This is a genomic window from Microbacterium sp. W4I20, assembly GCF_030816505.1.
Taxonomy (GTDB): domain Bacteria; phylum Actinomycetota; class Actinomycetes; order Actinomycetales; family Microbacteriaceae; genus Microbacterium.
Map to the genome: position 1 here is coordinate 3,563,689 of NZ_JAUSYB010000001.1, position 15,022 is coordinate 3,578,710.

At 69.6% G+C, this 15,022-nt stretch carries 19 protein-coding genes; 14 read left to right on the forward strand and 5 right to left on the reverse strand.

Annotated features, from left to right (window positions below):
- Positions 1 to 10: 10 nt before the first annotated feature.
- Positions 11 to 664, reverse strand: coding sequence for a thioredoxin domain-containing protein (locus tag QFZ21_RS17240; protein WP_307380039.1), 654 nt, complete (start codon positions 662 to 664; stop codon positions 11 to 13).
- A gap of 68 nt (positions 665 to 732) precedes the next feature.
- Positions 733 to 1,155 (reverse strand): hypothetical protein, encoded by a 423-nt coding sequence (locus QFZ21_RS17245; protein WP_307380040.1) that lies wholly within the window; start codon positions 1,153 to 1,155, stop codon positions 733 to 735.
- A 73-nt stretch (positions 1,156 to 1,228) separates the two neighbouring features.
- On the opposite strand from QFZ21_RS17245, the gene QFZ21_RS17250 reads away from it, so the two are divergent.
- From QFZ21_RS17250 to QFZ21_RS17260, 3 genes are read left to right on the forward strand one after another with little or no spacing between them, the layout of a single operon-like run.
- A complete protein-coding gene (locus QFZ21_RS17250) occupies positions 1,229 to 1,579 on the forward strand; it encodes a PLD nuclease N-terminal domain-containing protein (RefSeq protein WP_307380042.1) in 351 nt (116 codons plus the stop codon).
- A complete protein-coding gene (menD, locus tag QFZ21_RS17255; RefSeq protein WP_307380043.1) occupies positions 1,576 to 3,243 on the forward strand; it encodes a 2-succinyl-5-enolpyruvyl-6-hydroxy-3-cyclohexene-1-carboxylic-acid synthase in 1,668 nt (555 codons plus the stop codon). Before QFZ21_RS17250 ends, menD begins: the two co-directional genes overlap by 4 nt.
- A 16-nt stretch (positions 3,244 to 3,259) precedes the next feature.
- Positions 3,260 to 4,102 carry a polyphosphate kinase 2 family protein gene (locus tag QFZ21_RS17260; protein ID WP_307380044.1) on the forward strand — a complete coding sequence of 281 codons (843 nt, stop codon included), beginning with the start codon at positions 3,260 to 3,262 and terminating at the stop codon, positions 4,100 to 4,102.
- Between the two features lie 105 nt (positions 4,103 to 4,207).
- On the opposite strand, the gene QFZ21_RS17265 is transcribed toward QFZ21_RS17260, so the two are convergent.
- Complete coding sequence (locus QFZ21_RS17265) at positions 4,208 to 5,461, reverse strand: isochorismate synthase MenF (RefSeq protein WP_307380045.1); 1,254 nt, start codon at positions 5,459 to 5,461, stop codon at positions 4,208 to 4,210.
- Between the two features lie 56 nt (positions 5,462 to 5,517).
- On the opposite strand from QFZ21_RS17265, the gene QFZ21_RS17270 reads away from it, so the two are divergent.
- The 5 genes from QFZ21_RS17270 (at position 5,518) to QFZ21_RS17290 (ending at position 10,460) form a co-directional block, all read left to right on the forward strand.
- Complete coding sequence (locus tag QFZ21_RS17270; protein WP_307380046.1) at positions 5,518 to 6,081, forward strand: hypothetical protein; 564 nt, start codon at positions 5,518 to 5,520, stop codon at positions 6,079 to 6,081.
- On the forward strand, positions 6,078 to 6,797 hold the full coding sequence (locus QFZ21_RS17275; protein WP_307380048.1) for a class I SAM-dependent methyltransferase: 720 nt from the start codon (positions 6,078 to 6,080) through the stop codon (positions 6,795 to 6,797). Before QFZ21_RS17270 ends, QFZ21_RS17275 begins: the two co-directional genes overlap by 4 nt.
- A 47-nt stretch (positions 6,798 to 6,844) precedes the next feature.
- Positions 6,845 to 7,906 (forward strand): polyprenyl synthetase family protein, encoded by a 1,062-nt coding sequence (locus QFZ21_RS17280; RefSeq protein ID WP_307380050.1) that lies wholly within the window; start codon positions 6,845 to 6,847, stop codon positions 7,904 to 7,906.
- A 60-nt stretch (positions 7,907 to 7,966) separates the two neighbouring features.
- A complete protein-coding gene (locus tag QFZ21_RS17285) occupies positions 7,967 to 9,340 on the forward strand; it encodes an FAD-dependent oxidoreductase (RefSeq protein WP_307380052.1) in 1,374 nt (457 codons plus the stop codon).
- A gap of 79 nt (positions 9,341 to 9,419) precedes the next feature.
- Positions 9,420 to 10,460 (forward strand): alpha/beta hydrolase, encoded by a 1,041-nt coding sequence (locus QFZ21_RS17290; protein WP_307380054.1) that lies wholly within the window; start codon positions 9,420 to 9,422, stop codon positions 10,458 to 10,460.
- Here QFZ21_RS17290 and QFZ21_RS17295 read toward each other — a convergent pair.
- Entirely contained in the window at positions 10,435 to 11,067 is a 633-nt protein-coding gene (locus tag QFZ21_RS17295) for a GntR family transcriptional regulator (protein WP_307380055.1), read from the reverse strand. The two genes, QFZ21_RS17290 and QFZ21_RS17295, sit on opposite strands and share 26 nt — an antisense overlap.
- Before the next feature lie 434 nt (positions 11,068 to 11,501).
- Between QFZ21_RS17295 and QFZ21_RS17300 the strand changes: the two genes are divergently transcribed.
- Together QFZ21_RS17300 and QFZ21_RS17305 are read left to right on the forward strand one after the other, a co-directional pair.
- Entirely contained in the window at positions 11,502 to 11,747 is a 246-nt protein-coding gene (locus QFZ21_RS17300) for a hypothetical protein (protein ID WP_307380058.1), read from the forward strand.
- 31 nt (positions 11,748 to 11,778) lie between these two features.
- A complete protein-coding gene (locus QFZ21_RS17305; RefSeq protein ID WP_307380060.1) occupies positions 11,779 to 11,973 on the forward strand; it encodes a hypothetical protein in 195 nt (64 codons plus the stop codon).
- Positions 11,974 to 12,016: 43 nt separating this feature from the next.
- Here QFZ21_RS17305 and QFZ21_RS17310 read toward each other — a convergent pair whose 3' ends face one another.
- Positions 12,017 to 12,505, reverse strand: a complete 489-nt coding sequence (locus QFZ21_RS17310; protein ID WP_307380062.1) for a YajQ family cyclic di-GMP-binding protein — start codon at positions 12,503 to 12,505, stop codon at positions 12,017 to 12,019.
- Positions 12,506 to 12,624: 119 nt separating this feature from the next.
- Here QFZ21_RS17310 and QFZ21_RS17315 point away from each other — a divergent pair, with 119 nt between their 5' ends.
- From QFZ21_RS17315 to QFZ21_RS17330, 4 genes are all read left to right on the forward strand, one after another.
- Positions 12,625 to 12,957 carry a PadR family transcriptional regulator gene (locus QFZ21_RS17315; protein WP_307380064.1) on the forward strand — a complete coding sequence of 111 codons (333 nt, stop codon included), beginning with the start codon at positions 12,625 to 12,627 and terminating at the stop codon, positions 12,955 to 12,957.
- Positions 12,954 to 13,598 (forward strand): hypothetical protein, encoded by a 645-nt coding sequence (locus QFZ21_RS17320; RefSeq protein WP_307380065.1) that lies wholly within the window; start codon positions 12,954 to 12,956, stop codon positions 13,596 to 13,598. Before QFZ21_RS17315 ends, QFZ21_RS17320 begins: the two co-directional genes overlap by 4 nt.
- A gap of 48 nt (positions 13,599 to 13,646) precedes the next feature.
- Positions 13,647 to 13,799, forward strand: coding sequence for a hypothetical protein (locus QFZ21_RS17325; RefSeq protein WP_307380066.1), 153 nt, complete (start codon positions 13,647 to 13,649; stop codon positions 13,797 to 13,799).
- Between the two features lie 115 nt (positions 13,800 to 13,914).
- Positions 13,915 to 14,982, forward strand: coding sequence for an ABC transporter (locus QFZ21_RS17330; protein ID WP_307380067.1), 1,068 nt, complete (start codon positions 13,915 to 13,917; stop codon positions 14,980 to 14,982).
- The last annotated feature ends 40 nt before the right edge of the window (positions 14,983 to 15,022 follow it).

The window sequence follows — 15,022 nt, forward strand, 5'->3', positions numbered from 1 at the left end:
GTGACGCTGATCAACCGTCGACGGCCTTCTCGATCGCCTGCTCGAGGTCGTCCCAGTCCTGCAGTTCGACCGGCGCCCCGTCGATGAAGAACGAGGGGGTGCTGCTCACGCCGAGCTTCTCGCCGTCGGTCTTGTCCGCCTGCACGCGCTGCAGGGTGGCCGGATCGGCGATCGCCGCGTCGTAGGCGGCCATGTCCAGTCCGAGATCCTCAGCGATGCCGCGGAATGCCGCCGGAGTCTCCACGTCGCTGTGCGCCCACTCGGTCTGGGTCTCGAACAGTGCGTGATACATGTCCTCGAAGCGATCCTGCTGCGCTGCCGCCTCGGCCGCGAGCGCCGCTTGGGTGGAGTTCACGTGACCGGGCAGCGGGAAGTAGCGCACGACGTAGGTGATGTCGCCCTCGAAACTCGCGCGCAGGTCTTCGACGATCGGATAGAAGGCCGCGCAGGCCTCGCACTCGAAGTCGAGGAACTCGACCACGGTCACCGCATCCGCCCCTCCCTCGTCGAGCACGTGCGAGTCGGTGCGGACGGTCTGCAGCTGCCCGCCCTCGGGCGATTCAGGGGTGGCGGCACGTTGGCTGAGGGCGTAGACGATGCCGACGATCAGCAGTACGACCGCGACGGCGATGGCGATCAGGGTCGCCTTGACAGAGGTTTTCATGAGGTCTCCAGACACAGGGTTCGACGAGGAAGGATGCCGCGCGGGCGGCCCGATGCATTCGTCGACGTTCAGGTGCGGGAGATCGAGAGCTGCGTGAGGGTGAGTGCGGAGAAGAAGGATGCCGGACCGGCGCGCCTCAGCCGGATCGCGACGATCCGCGGGCGACCGCGCTCGCCCATGCCGCGTCCGCGGAGCATCCGGTACAGCAGCACGAGCGCGACCACGCAGAGGATGGCGACCAGGCACAGAGCCGTATCCGGCGTCGGCAGGTCGACCGCGGCGCCCGCGTGATCCTGATCCCCGGCGGAGACGCCGGAGTGGGAGACACCGGCCGCGAGGCAGAGCGACGCGTGCACGTGTGCCTTCCCGTGCGCGGTCGACCATGCGCCGACGACCAGCAGGAGTGCGAGGCCGACGGCGATGACGATCCGAGCGATCAGCATCCGTTCGGCACGCACCCGCGGCAGGGGATCAGGCGAGGGAGGGAGCATGTGCGGCGCAGTCTAGCAACGCCGCCTCTGCCCGACGCGGACCGACCCCTTCCCGCACGCTTACACTGGAAGGGTGGCGAGACTACTGATCATCGGCGGCTTCCTGGCGGCGGTGTTCTGGGTGTTCAGCATCGTGGACTGCGCCGTACAGCCGGCGACGCGGCACCGTGGCGTGCCCAAGGCCGCCTGGATCGCGATCGTCGTGCTCATCCCCGTGATCGGCGGCATCCTGTGGTTCGTGATCGGCCGTCGCCGCACGAACGACCAGGGCACCCGCCGGGTGCTCGCCCCCGACGACGATCCCGCGTTCCTGAACAGCATCAGCAAGACCGAGCAGGACGCCCGCATCAAGCGCCTCGAAGAGGAACTCGCCCGCCTGGACGAGGAGACCGACGAGCCTCCCGCCGCGGACCCGCGCCCGTGACCTCATCACCGGCGACGGATGCTGCGGCATCCCTGATCGCCGATCTCGTCGCGCACGGCGTGCGCGACATCGTGCTCTCGCCGGGTTCGCGTTCTCAGGCGCTCGCGCTCGCCGCGGTGCGGTTCGCCGGTGACGGAGCACTGCGCGTGCATGTGCGCGTCGACGAGCGGGTCGCCGGATTCACCGCGCTGGGCATCGGTCGCGAAAGCGGTGTGCCGGCGGCCGTGATCTGCACCTCCGGCACCGCGGTGGCGAATCTGCTGCCCGCGGTCATGGAGTCGTTCCACTCCGGCGTGCCGCTGCTGCTGCTCACCGCCGACCGCCCGCCGGAACTGCGCGGCGTCGGGGCGAACCAGGCGACCCTGCAGGTCGGCCTGTTCGACCGCTGGGTGCGGGAGCAGATCGATGCTCCGGTCCCCGGCGAGGGCGATTGGACCGGTCTCGCCGCGCGCGCCGTCGCCGCTGCCCTGGGCGCGACGGATGCCGCGGGCAAGGTGCCGGGCGTCGCCGGACCCGTGCACCTGAACCTTCCGTCGCGCGAACCGCTCTCCGGTGTTCTGCCTGACATCGCGGCCGCGCCGGGCGATGCCCCGCGGTCTGCAGCGCCCGAGCCATTCCTGCTCGAGCGCGGGCCCCGCACAGTCGTCGTCGCGGGTGCCGATTCCGGACCCGACGCCGAGGAGATCGCCCATGCGGGCGGCTGGCCGCTGATCGCCGAGATCGTGAGCGGCGCACGGTTCGGACGGCAGCTCGTGCACGGCTACCGCTCACTGCTGCGCCGTGAAGAGCTGGGCGGACGGATCGAACGCGTCGTCGTGCTGGGCCATCCCACGCTCAGCCGCGAGGTCACCGGTCTGCTGTCCCGCGCCGAGGTCGATATCGTCGCGGTGCGCCACGGTGGGGAGGAACTCAACCTCAATGGACGCACCCGCGCGGTCGCGGCCGTCGCCGTCGAGCCGGGCGCGACCGATCGGGAATGGCTCGGCGAGTGGCTGGCAGCCTCCGCCGCAGAGGTCATCGACCTGAGCGAGCACGCGCCCGATGCGGATGCCCTCGCCTCGAAGGACTTCAGCGCTCGCCGGGAGGCCGTCAAGGCGGAGCTCGATGCGGTCCGCCGCCCCCTCGACCGAGAGCTGCTCGTCGATGCGGTGTGGCGCGCGACCTGGCCGCACGACCGGCTGATGTTCGGATCGTCGCGGCTGGTTCGGGTCGCCGACGCCGTGCTCGGCGGCAAGAAGGTCCCGGTGCACGCGAACCGCGGTCTCGCCGGCATCGACGGCACCATCGCCACCGCCACCGGCATCGCTCTCGCCAGCCAGGCGGCCGGAGCCCCCGGGATCACTCGTGTGCTGCTGGGCGACCTCGCGTTCCTGCACGACGTCGGCGCCCTGATGCTCCCGCCCGACGAGACCGAACCGCGGCTGCAGGTCATCGTCGGCAACGACGGCGGCGGCACGATCTTCGACGCGCTCGAGGTCGCGGCATCCGCGGCACCGGCCGATCTCGACCGCGCCTTCTACACCCCGCACACCGTACGACTCGAGCAGCTCGCCCTCGCCTACGGCTGGGAGTATCAGCGGGTCACCACGCGCACGGCTCTCGACCAGGCGCTGACAGCGCCGCGCGGCGGTCGCCAGATCATCGAGGTCCCGCTGGCCCGATGACTGGCAGGATGTGCGTATGGACGCGCACACCTGGACCCAGACGCTGCGAGTCGGCGACGGATTCCGCCTCGCCGACATCGACCCCGACGGCAAGCCGGGGTACGACCGGGGCAAGTCCCACGGGGTGAAAGACCTCGCCGCGGGCCTCGAGAAGCTCAACGTCCTGCAGGAGCGCCTCTTCGCCGAGAGCCGCGTCGGCGTGGCGAAGGACTCCGTGCTGCTCGTCCTGCAGGCGATGGACTCCGCCGGCAAGGGCGGCATCGTGCGGCACGTGGTCGGCGGCGTCGATCCGCAGGGCATCTCGCTCGCCGCCTTCAAGGCGCCGACCGAGGAGGAGCGCGCACACGACTTCCTCTGGCGCATCGAGAAGCGCCTGCCGGAGCCCGGATTCATCGGGGTCTTCGATCGGTCGCACTACGAGGACGTGCTGATCGGACGCGTGCGGCAGCTGGCCGAACCGGTCGAGATCGAACGCCGCTTCGGCGCGATCCGCGAGTTCGAGGCGCGAGTCGCCGCATCCGGCACCCGCATCATCAAGGTCATGCTGCACATCTCGCCCGACGAGCAGAAGTCGCGGCTGATGGAACGCCTCGAGCGCCCGGACAAGTACTGGAAGTACAACCCCGGCGATGTCGACGAGCGGATGCTGTGGCCGCAGTACATGGAGGCCTACCAGGCCGTGTTCGATCGCACCTCGACCGACGACGCACCCTGGTACGTCGTGCCGGCGAACTCGAAGTGGTTCGCGCGCCTCGCGGTGCAGGAGCTGCTGCTGGCCACCCTCGAGGACATCGACCCGCAGTGGCCGGGAGCCGACTTCGACGTCGAGGCCGAGAAGAAGCGCCTCGCCGCCAGCTGATCCTTCGTCTCGCGGAGACTCGCGCTGAGCGAGCGGAGCGAGACGAAGTGTCGCTCAGGAACCGCCCTTCGTCTCGCTGCGCTCGCTCAGGAACCGGAGTGCAGGTCAGGCGAGGGCGTCGACCAGCGGGCGGAACTTCACCCGGGTCTCCAGCAGCTCCGACTCGGGGTCGGAGCCGGCCACGATGCCCGCCCCGGCGTAGGCCGTCACGCGGATGTCGTCGGCCGCGGTCGTGAACTGGGCGCACCGCAGCGCGATCGCCCACTCGCCGTTGCCCGCGGCATCCACCCATCCGACCGGTCCGGCGTAACGGCCGCGGTCGAAGGGCTCCAGGTCGCGGATCGCGGCGATCGCCGCCGAGGTCGGCGTGCCGGCGACGGCCGCCGTCGGATGCAGCGCACGCACGAGGTCGAGCGCCGATTCGCCAGTCGCGAGCTCGCCCTCGACGTCGGTCGCGAGATGGAACAGGTTCGGCAGCTTCAGCAGGAACGGCTGCTCGCTCGCGGCGAGGGCGCGAGTGTGCGGTCGCAGCGATGCCAGCACGCTCTGCACGGCGTACCCGTGCTCGTCGAGGTCCTTGGTGCTCGACGCCAGATGAGCGGATGCCGCGGTGTCGGCATCCGCATCCGCGCCGCGCCCGATCGTGCCGGCGAGCACCCGTGCCGTCACCGTGCCGCCCTGCACGGTGACCAGGGTCTCCGGGCTCGCGCCGATGAGTCCGTCCACGGCGAACGCCCACGTGTCGGGGTAGCCGGTCGCGAGCGCGCGCACGAGCCGTCGCAGATCCGAGCCGGCGGGGATGCTGCCGGTGAGGTCGCGCGCGAGCACGACCTTGCTCAGCTCGCCGTCGGCGATGCGGTCGAGGGCGCGGCGCACCGAGTCCTGGTAGCCCTGCGGGCTCTGTGCCCCGGGTCCGACGGTGCCCGCCCAGTGCGGTCCGTACGGCTGCTCGGCGAGTGCCTCTCCGCTCGCGGGCATCGAGGCGAGGCGGATGCGCGTGCGCCAGAAGCGGTCGCCGTGGCGTCCGAGCACCTGCGTCGGCACGATCAGCACACTGTCGGCGGCCGAGTCCTCGTCGAATGCGAAGGCTCCGAAGGCGACGAGGCCAGACCCGGGCAGTCCGACGGCGTCGTCGATCTCGGCGTCTGCCGCCATGTCGCGCCAGAGTGTCGCGAGCGCCGCCCCGCGTGACTCGTCGGCTCCGGTCTGCGGACGGATCTCGGCGAGCGGCTCACCGACCGCGACGATGCCGTCGCCGCGCCGCAACCAGGCGAGCGGCCGGCCGGGATCCGCGTAGGCCAGGAGGTCTTCGACCGGGTCTATCTCGCGGGTCTCCACGACCAGATGGGAGGTGTGCACGCTCCCAGCCTAAGCGGCGCGACCGACGTGCCATCACGCGGTCGTAGGGTGGGCGGATGAGCGATGCACGTCCCGCGGTCGGCGCCGAGATGATCTTCCAGTGGCGCAAGTGGGACGGCTCGCCGCACTGGCGGCACGAGTGCATCTACCTCGGTGCGGACGAGTGGGGCGACTGGATCGGCCAGCCGATCGGATGGCGCAGCGCCCGCCCGGGCGCGGAGTTCGTCGCGGCCGGACCCAACGTCACACTCGTCCCGCCGGCCGGAGACTACGCGCTCACGGTGAATCGCGACCATCCGAAGGGCATGCGCATCTACATCGACCTCGGATGGGACATCCGATGGTCGGACGACCCGTTGCTGGCCACCGGCATCGACATGGACCTCGACGTCGTGCGGGTCGAGGGGGAGCGCGGCACCTGGGTCGACGACCGCGACGAGTGGGCGGAGCACAGCATCCGCTACGGGTATCCGGCCGACGTCATGGCGCGTCTCGAGGCCCTCGCTCTCGACCTCGAGGAGCGCGTGCGGGCGCAGGTCGCGCCCTTCGACGATGCCACCGCCGATCCGTGGCTCGATCGCCTCGAGCGACTCGCCCTCGCGCCTAGACTGGACCCGTGACCTCGAACGAGAAGAACCGCGCCGATCTGGGCAAGGACCCCGCTCGCGTGAGCGGCATGTTCGACCAGGTCGCCGCCGGCTACGACCGCACGAACACCGCGATGACCTTCGGCAACGACGCCCTGTGGCGTGCGGCCACGACGCGGGCCGTCGCACCGAAGCCGGGGGAGCGCATCCTCGATCTCGGAGCCGGAACTGCCTCATCGTCGGCGTCGCTGGCTCGCAGCGGGGCGCAGGTGGTCGCCGCCGACTTCTCGCCGGGGATGCTCGCCGAAGGCCAGCGTCGGCACGGCGCCCTGCGCAATCTCTCGTTCGTGCAGGCAGACGCCACCGATCTGCCGTTCGACGACGCCCAGTTCGACGCCGTCACGATGTCGTATGCGCTCCGCAACGTGAGCGACCCGAAGAAGGCGCTGCGCGAGCTGCTACGCGTCACGAAGCCCGGCGGCCGACTCGTGATCAACGAGTTCTCCACCCCTCCGGGCAAGCTCTTCCGCGGGGCCTACCGCTTCTACAACGACCAGGTGCTCCCGCGGGTGGCGCGGGTCGCCGGCACCAACGGCGAGGCCTACGACTACCTGAACGAGTCGATCAGGGACTGGCCGAACCAGAAGAAGCTGTCCGCGTGGATCCGGGAAGCCGGGTGGACGGACGTCGCCTATCGCAACCTCTCGTTCGGCATCGTCGCCCTGCACAGAGCCCGTAAGCCCGAGTGACACCGCCCGGCGCAGATCGCCGCGCACGACGAAGGTAGGCTGGGACCGTGACTTCGAGCCCCATCGCCCCGGGTTCGCGACTGGCGAGCCGACTGGGCTTCAGCGACCGTGTCTTCATCGGTCCTGCCGCCCGTCGCGTCGCGCGCGCCATCGAAGACGGCCTCGAGCGGGTCGAGACAGGACTGGCGGACGACGTGCGGGTCGCTGATCCGCTGGCCGACGCCGCGAGCCGGTACCTCTACGAGGCCGGTGGCAAGCGCATCCGTCCGGTCCTGACCCTCCTCGCAGCCCAGCTGGGCGACGGCAACACCGATGAGGTGATCGACGTCGCCAAGGCGCTCGAGATCACGCACCTCGGGTCGCTGTACCACGACGACGTCATGGACGGTGCCGACCGCCGCCGGGGGGTTCCCGCGGCGCACGCGGTCTGGGGCAACAGCATCGCCATCCTCACCGGCGACATCCTTTTCTCCCGGGCGAGCCAGCTCATGTCGCGACTCGGTGAGCGGGCGATCCGCCTGCAGGCCGACACGTTCGAGCGCCTCGTGCTCGGGCAGATGCATGAGACCCTCGGTGCGCAGCCCGACGACGATCCCATCGCGTTCTACATCCAGGTGCTCGCTGACAAGACCGGCTCCCTGATCGCCGCGGCGACCCAGGGCGGTGTGATCTTCTCGAACGCTCCGAGCGAGTACGAGGAGCCGATGCGGCTCTACGGCGAGAAGATCGGGGTGGCGTTCCAGCTGCTCGACGACGTGATCGACCTGTCGGCCAAGCCCGAAGACACCGGCAAAGTGCCCGGCACCGACCTGCGCGCCGGTGTCCCGACCATGCCGTACCTCCTGCTGAAGGCCGAATCCGACGCGGCATCCGTCGACCTCGCCGCACGCATCGACGACGGCGTCGCGCTGATCGCCGACGGCGCCGACCCGGCGATCCTCGACGGCCCCCTCGACGAGCTGCGCGACCACGCAGTCACGCAGAAGACCCTGGAACTCGCCCACTCGTGGACTCAGGGCGCGATCGACGCGCTCGGACCCCTGCCGCGCGGCACCGTGCGTGAGGCGCTGACCCGATTCGCAGAGACCCTCGCCGAGCGCTCCAGCTGATCCTGCTCGCGCGGCCGGATGGCTGCGTGACGGACGCGCCGGCATACGAAAGGACCTCCCATGACCAAGCTCAGACTGGCCATCGTCGGTGCGGGCCCCGCCGGCATCTATGCGGCGGACATCCTGCTGAAGGCCGAGCGCAAGTTCGACGTGTCCATCGACCTGTTCGAGCAGCTGCCGGCACCGTACGGACTCGTCCGCTACGGCGTCGCACCCGACCACCCGCGCATCAAGGGCATCATCTCGGCTCTGCGTGACGTGCTGGACCGCGGTGACATCCGCCTGTTCGGCAACGTCCGCTTCGGTGAGGACATCACCCTCGACGACCTCAAGCACCACTACAACGCCGTGATCTTCGCGACCGGCGCGATCCGCGACACCTCGATGGAGATCCCGGGCGTCGATGCCGTCGGTTCCTACGGCGCCGCCGACTACGTCAGCTGGTTCGACGGCCACCCGGATGTGCCGCGCGAGTGGCCGTTGGACGCCGAATCGGTCGCCGTGATCGGCAACGGCAACGTCGCTCTCGACGTGGCCCGGATGCTGGCGAAGCACGCCGAGGATCTGCTCGTCACCGAGGTCCCGGCGAACGTCTACGAGGGGCTCAAGGCCAGCGCCGTCACCGATGTGCACGTGTTCGGTCGCCGCGGCCCCGCGCAGGTGAAGTTCACCCCACTGGAGCTCCGTGAGCTGGGCGAGCTGCGCGACGTCGACATGGTCGTCTACGACGAGGACTTCGACTACGACGAGGCTTCGAAGGAGGCCGTCGCCAGCAACAAGCAGGTCATGGTCATCGACCGCGTGCTCCAGTCGTGGCGCAAGCGGGACTCGGTGAACAATGCCGGCGGCACGGCCTCGCGTCGCCTGCACCTGCACTTCTGGGCGCGCCCCGTCGAGGTGCGCAAGGACGAGAACGGCCGGGTCGCCGCCCTCGTCTACGAGCGCACGCAGCCCGACGGCGAAGGCGGTGCGGTCGGCACCGGCGAGCTGCGTGAGGTCCCGATCCAGGCGCTCTACCGCGCGATCGGCTACTTCGGGTCGCCGCTGCCCGGCGTCCCATTCGACAAGCGGCACGGCGTGATCCCGAACCGCGAGGGCCAGGTGCTCGCGAAGGACTCCAACGAGCGGGTCTCCGGCATCTACGCGACCGGCTGGATCAAGCGCGGCCCCGTCGGCCTGATCGGGCACACCAAGTCCGACGCCATGGAGACCGTCCGTCACATCATCAACGACCAGGGTTCCTGGTGGCACCCGGAGGACCCGTCCGAGGAATCGATCCCGGCACTGCTGCAGGAGCGCGGCGTGAAGTGGACCGATCTGGAGGGGTGGCACCGGCTCGACGAGCACGAGATCGCCCTCGGCGCTCCCGACGAGCGTGCTCGCGTGAAGGTCGTTCCGCGCGACGAGATGGTGCGGGTCTCACGCGGCGAGTGACTCTTCGGATCCGCGCGGGTGCCTGTGCGGCCCGCGCCCTGTGAGGGGCCTCGGCTAGCCTGGCAGCGGGGGTGACCGCATGACCGAGTGGATGGCCGACGTGCTCGGCGACGAGTTCGAACAGCTCACGCTCGAGCTCGGCGACGACGAGCAGGGTCCGGTCGTCGCGACCCTGGTGCGCGCGCTGCCGCCCGAGCAGGAGTGGTGGGACCGCGTCCGTGGGCACCGTCGTCTCCTCGAAGATGTCGACGTGCTCTACGTGCACGGCTGGTCGGACTATTTCTTCCAGAAGCGCCTCGCCCGGTTCTGGACCGCGAGAGGGGCGCGCTTCTTCGCCCTCGACCTGCGCAAGTACGGGCGCAGTCTGCGCGACGGGCAGACCCCTGGTTACATCGCCGACCTCACCACCTACGACGAGGACATCGCGGCGGCTCTCGCGGCGATGGGCCACTCCGCCGAGGGCTCGGGAGGCGGTCGGCGGCTCGTGCTGCTCGGGCACTCGACGGGCGGTCTGACCCTCAGCCTCTGGGCGTCTCGCCATCCGGATGCCGTCGACGCGGTCATCCTGAACAGTCCGTGGCTGGAGTTCCAGGTCGCGCCCGTGCGCGCGGCGATCGCCCCGATGGTCGAGTTCCAGGCGCGGATCCGGCCGCTCGATGTGGCTCCGCAGATCGACCTGGGCTTCTACACGAGGGCGCAGCAGGAGGTGGCGGATGCCGATGATCCGGTCGAGGTCAATCCGCTCTGGCGTCCCGCGCAGACGATGGCCGTGTACGCCGGGTGGCTGCATGCGATCCTGTCCGGCCACAAGAAGGTCGCGGATGGACTCTCGATCGCGGCGCCCGTGTGCGTGCTGCTCTCCGCCCGGTCAGCGCCGCCCACCCGATGGTCCGAGGAGCTCACGTCCGTCGACTCCGTCCTGGTCGTCGATGACATCGCGCGTGCCGCGCTCCGGCTGGGGTCTTCCGTCACGGTCGAGCGGATCGACGGGGCGTTGCACGACGTCTTCCTGTCGCGGCACGACGCCAGAGAAGACGCCTATCGACGCCTGGATCGCTGGGTCACGGGATGGCGCGCGGTCGACGGGACGCCGGTCACACGTAGTGCATCGCGCGGGTGAGGCGCTCGGCTTCGATCCCGTCTCCGCGGAGGACCGCCTCGCGGAAGTCGACATAGATCTGCAGCATGCGCTCGCGGTCTTCGACCGGCACCGTCCACTCGCGCAGGTTGCGGAGCAGTGCCATGGTGTTCTCCTCGATCAAGACGCAGTGCTGCGCGTTTCCGCTGTGCTCGCCGAGGAAGGCGAACACTGCCCAGCGCGTGTCCATCGTCCGGGTGCTGTCGGCGAGCGAGTCGTACATCTGCTCGATGAGCTTCGCGGCGTACTGGCGCTGCGGAGCCGTGAGGCGCGGAACGGCGAGGCGTGCGGCGATGCCGGCCTGGTAGCCGCCGAAAGCCAGCGACTGGGCGACGGTGTCGGATGTGACTTCGGTGACCTCCGTGTACCGGCTGGGGTACATCATGACCATGCCGAGGCGCTCGAGTCGCTGCAGCGCTTCGCGCACCGGCGTGCGTGACACATGGAGCTGCTCGGCGACGTCGAGGTCGCGGATGCGCTGCCCCGGCCCGAGGGTTCCCTCGACGATCTGACTTCCGATGTGGTGGAAGACCTCTTCGGCGAGCAGTTGCTTGCTCTCGCCGATGTTCTTCGCTGCCAGGTTCTCCATGGGTCCGCCCCCAGTTGCACTCTCCGCCCGAGCGCCCCGTGATGCGCCCGGGAGGGCAACTACATCACAGAGCGCGCAGGAAACCAACACTCCACGCGCACCACCGTAGCCGCGCGCAGATGCCCGCGGAGACGACGTCGTGCCGCATTACATACCAAGCTCTCTGTGGCCGACGGACGCGGAGCGCCCGCCGACCACAGACGACGCGAACGCGCGGAACCACCGTGAACCCCGTCCCCACGGGGGGAGGCCCACAATTCGTAGAGCGTGGAGCCGTTCGACGGCAGTGCGTCACATCGGACGCGTCGTCGGCCGCATCGAGAAGCGACCTTGACCAGTCTTGACCACTTGTTCCGATATATCAGAATGCAATTTCTTTGCGACAAACACGATCTCCGGAGGGTGCCGACAGATCGTGCTTGTAGAGTGCCCGCATGAGCGACTCGATCACACTCGAAGACCTTCCCGACCGCGTGACCGAATGGAGCAACGCCAACAACACCTACCGGTTCACCAACGTCGCGCCGGGCGTGTGGGACGTGCACCGGGCGCACGACATCGACTACGTCGCCCACCTCCGACGCTCGGGCGACCTCTACGACTTCGAGGTCGAGGAGGGCGATCCCGCCGGCAGCGGCCTGACGATCTCCCTCGATGATCTGAAGAAGCTGCTCCTCTGATAGGGGCGGTCTTCGTCGGTAGAGTACGGACATGCGCGAACACGACCCGGAAGAGCTCGAAGGCCTCGACGAAGCGATCGCGGAGCGCCTTCGCGACGGTACTGCTACGAAGCTCGACGAGATCGCGAAACTCGAGCACCTGCGGCAGGCTGCGATGGATCACGGAGACGCCGCGCGGGTGCAGGAACTCGACGTGCAGCTGAGCACGATGCGCATCGGCGAATAGCCCTAGGTGCTCGCCGGTATGCCCCGGGTAAGGCCGGCGGGCTCTACCGGTAGTTGATGAACTGCAGATCGACGTCGAGGTCCGATCCCCGAAGCAGCGCCATGACGGCCTGCAGATCGTCGCGGCTCTTGGACTGCACCCGCAGCTCATCGCCCTGGATCTGGCTCTTGACGCCCTTCGGGCCCTCGTCGCGGATGATCTTGTTGATCTTCTTCGCGTTCTCCGACGAGATGCCGTCCTTGAGGGTGGAGACGATCCGGAAGAGCTTACCGCTGGCGAACGGGTCGCCGGACTCGAGGCTCTTGAGCGAGATGCCGCGGCGGACCAGCTTCGACTGGTACACGTCGAGGACGGCCTTCGCGCGCTCCTCGGAGTTGGCGATGATGAGCACCTGCTCGCCGCTCCACGCGATCGAGGCCTCGGTGCCCTTGAAGTCGTAGCGCTGCTCGATCTCCTTGCGCGTCTGATTGAGGGCGTTGTCCGCCTCCTGGTGGTCGACCTTGGAGACGATGTCGAAAGAACTGTCAGCCATGCCGAGAGTCTACCGAGCGCAGCGTTTTCCCGGAGGCCCGGCGGCTGATTCCGCCGGCTGCAGATCGTGCAGGGCTATCCGAGAGCAGGTAGCATGCGTGGCATGCTACCTTGTCATGCATGACAGCCGATGTCGGAGCGCAGATGCGCAAAGGGGTGGTCGAGTACTGCGTGCTCGGCCTTCTCGCGGGCGAGCCGATGTACGGCTGGCAGCTCTCCGACGCGCTCACCCGCGCCGGACTGATCGCCAGCATCGGCACGCTCTACCCCCTGCTCGGCCGGTTGCGCGACAACGGTTGGGTGAGCACCTTCGACCTGCCGTCCGAGAGCGGCCCGGTGCGCAAGTACTACCGCCTCACGGATGTCGGGATCGAGCAGCTCGAGCGCTTCCGCATGCAGTGGAGCCCATTCGCCCGTGTCGTCACGGGCATCGTCGGAGAGGGACGACCATGACAGACACCACCGCTGAACAGCTCCGTGCGGACTACCTCGCTCGGCTCGACGAGGCCATGCGCCACCTGCCGCACGGCGTCGCGTCCGACATCCGCGGCGGAATCATCGAAGAGCTCGAAGGGCTGGATGCCGACGCCACGGCTGCGAAGATCGCGCAGCTGGGCCATCCCGAGAGCATCGCGGAAGAGGCGCAGCGCGAGGTGCCGGCGGGCACCGCCTACGCGGCCGCACCGCCCGTCGCCCCGGCGGTGCGGCGCCTGCCCGCCACCGCCACGAGAGGATTCGCGATCACGGCCGCGCTGACGCTCAGCTTCGGCGGTTTCGTGCTGCCCGTGCTCGGATGGATCGTGGGGATCGCCCTCGTCACCTCGGCGACGCTGTGGAGGAGATGGGAGAAGGCCGTCGCGATCGCGGTGCCGTTCGCGTTCACGGGGCTGTCGCTCTTGATCTCCTGGATCGTGTCCGGCGTCACGGGCGCGGGGCCGGGCGGCGCCTCGTCGGGCGCGTTCGAGGCCCCGGGGAACAATCCGCTCGTTCCCGGCCTGGGGGAGTGGCACCTCCTGATCCTTCTCGGGTTCCTGCTCATCCCGGCATCCGGACTCTGGCTGCTGTGGCGGCTGCGAGGACGCGCCGCCCGCTGACCGGCGTTGCTCCCCGATGACCGCGGGCGTCCGTCGTACCGTGGAGACATGGCACGCGTCGCGGGACGGAACCTCGGGTTCAGCTGGTTCGTCGGCGTGCTGTGCGCGGGCATCATCGCGGGGCTGATGTGGCTGTCGCTGCCCATGCTCCCGTTCCTCGCCGAGTTCGCCGGGAATGCTCTGCGCAGCGCGCTTCCCTGACCAAGACCGCGGCGCCAGGGCGGTGCCGAATGGCGACACGTCGGCACGCCTCCGGGAGCCGCTGCATGCGCGGCGGTAATCTCACAGAGCACATACCCGATGAGAGGCGCACCCCATGAGCGATCCTGAGGTTCACAAGACCGACAAGCCGGCGAACGTCGACGACGTGGTCGGCAGCGCCAACGCGAGCCTCGACGACGCCGCAGCCGCAGGTGCGGACGTTCCGGGCGCCGGCGCCGACGCGCCGCAGAGCACGCCCGCCGACCCGGACCTCGCCGCCTTCGAAGAGGCCGAGCGGGACCACCCCGGCCTGTTCTCCTCTGCGACCCCCGCGGCAACGCCTCCGTCCGACGCGAGCGATCGCTACGCCGACGCCGACGCGACGGCGGTATTCGCTGCGCCCTCCCGCGACGAGTACCGTGCCCCGTCCGCCGACGAGTACCGTGCCCCCGCCGCGAACGAGTACCGAGCTTCGGCGGATGACGAGTACCGCGCCCCGGCGGCCCGCGACCACGAGGACTCGACGCTGGCAGGCAGCGCCTACTCATCGACGGCCGACGACACCGAGACCCGCATCGTCCCGTCCGAGCCGCTGGTCGTCGCCACCTCGCAGGCGCCGCAGCCGATCTTCGTGCAGGCGCCCGAGCCGCCGCGCGACCGGGGCAACCGCGGCACCGCCGGTGCGATCGGGCTCCTCGCGACCCTCGTCTTCGCGATCCTGTACCTCGGCGCCACCCTCGGTCTCGGCGCCCTCGCCGGTGACGTCACGGGCGAGAACATCGGCGAAGCCGTGGTCGCTCCGCTCGTCACCTGGGGCTTCTGGACGCCCGTGGTCGTCTTCTTCCTCGGGTTCTGGCTGCTCGGTGCGATCATCAACCGAGGACGCTGGGGCCTCTGGGTCGTGTTCGGCATCCTGGTCGGTGTCATCGCGTATGCCGGGCATATCCTCGGGCAGCTGTTCGAGGAGCCCTTCTGGAAGCTCACCTCCGCCCAGGGCCTCGAACTCGTCGGCACGCAGCTGCTGGCCCCGCTGGCGATCGCCGCGTTCGTGTTCGCCCGGGAGCTGACCATCTGGTTCGGCGCCTGGGTCGCACGCAGTGGCGCCCGCAAGACCGAGCTGAACGCCGAGGCGCAGCGCGAGTACGAGCGCACCCTCGAAGCCGGTCCGACGCTGGCGAGGTAATCACGGACTCCACCACGCCCGACCCCCGCGGACCCGAGTC

Coding starts and splice junctions, on each gene's coding strand:
- QFZ21_RS17240 (WP_307380039.1), bottom strand. CDS start 664: ATGAAAACCTCTGTCAAGGCGACCCTGATCGCCATCGCCGTCGCGGTC.
- QFZ21_RS17245 (WP_307380040.1), bottom strand. CDS start 1,155: ATGCTCCCTCCCTCGCCTGATCCCCTGCCGCGGGTGCGTGCCGAACGG.
- QFZ21_RS17260 (WP_307380044.1), top strand. CDS start 3,260: ATGGACGCGCACACCTGGACCCAGACGCTGCGAGTCGGCGACGGATTC.
- QFZ21_RS17270 (WP_307380046.1), top strand. CDS start 5,518: ATGAGCGATGCACGTCCCGCGGTCGGCGCCGAGATGATCTTCCAGTGG.
- QFZ21_RS17285 (WP_307380052.1), top strand. CDS start 7,967: ATGACCAAGCTCAGACTGGCCATCGTCGGTGCGGGCCCCGCCGGCATC.
- QFZ21_RS17290 (WP_307380054.1), top strand. CDS start 9,420: ATGACCGAGTGGATGGCCGACGTGCTCGGCGACGAGTTCGAACAGCTC.
- QFZ21_RS17295 (WP_307380055.1), bottom strand. CDS start 11,067: ATGGAGAACCTGGCAGCGAAGAACATCGGCGAGAGCAAGCAACTGCTC.
- QFZ21_RS17300 (WP_307380058.1), top strand. CDS start 11,502: ATGAGCGACTCGATCACACTCGAAGACCTTCCCGACCGCGTGACCGAA.
- QFZ21_RS17305 (WP_307380060.1), top strand. CDS start 11,779: ATGCGCGAACACGACCCGGAAGAGCTCGAAGGCCTCGACGAAGCGATC.
- QFZ21_RS17310 (WP_307380062.1), bottom strand. CDS start 12,505: ATGGCTGACAGTTCTTTCGACATCGTCTCCAAGGTCGACCACCAGGAG.
- QFZ21_RS17315 (WP_307380064.1), top strand. CDS start 12,625: ATGACAGCCGATGTCGGAGCGCAGATGCGCAAAGGGGTGGTCGAGTAC.
- QFZ21_RS17320 (WP_307380065.1), top strand. CDS start 12,954: ATGACAGACACCACCGCTGAACAGCTCCGTGCGGACTACCTCGCTCGG.
- QFZ21_RS17325 (WP_307380066.1), top strand. CDS start 13,647: ATGGCACGCGTCGCGGGACGGAACCTCGGGTTCAGCTGGTTCGTCGGC.
- QFZ21_RS17330 (WP_307380067.1), top strand. CDS start 13,915: ATGAGCGATCCTGAGGTTCACAAGACCGACAAGCCGGCGAACGTCGAC.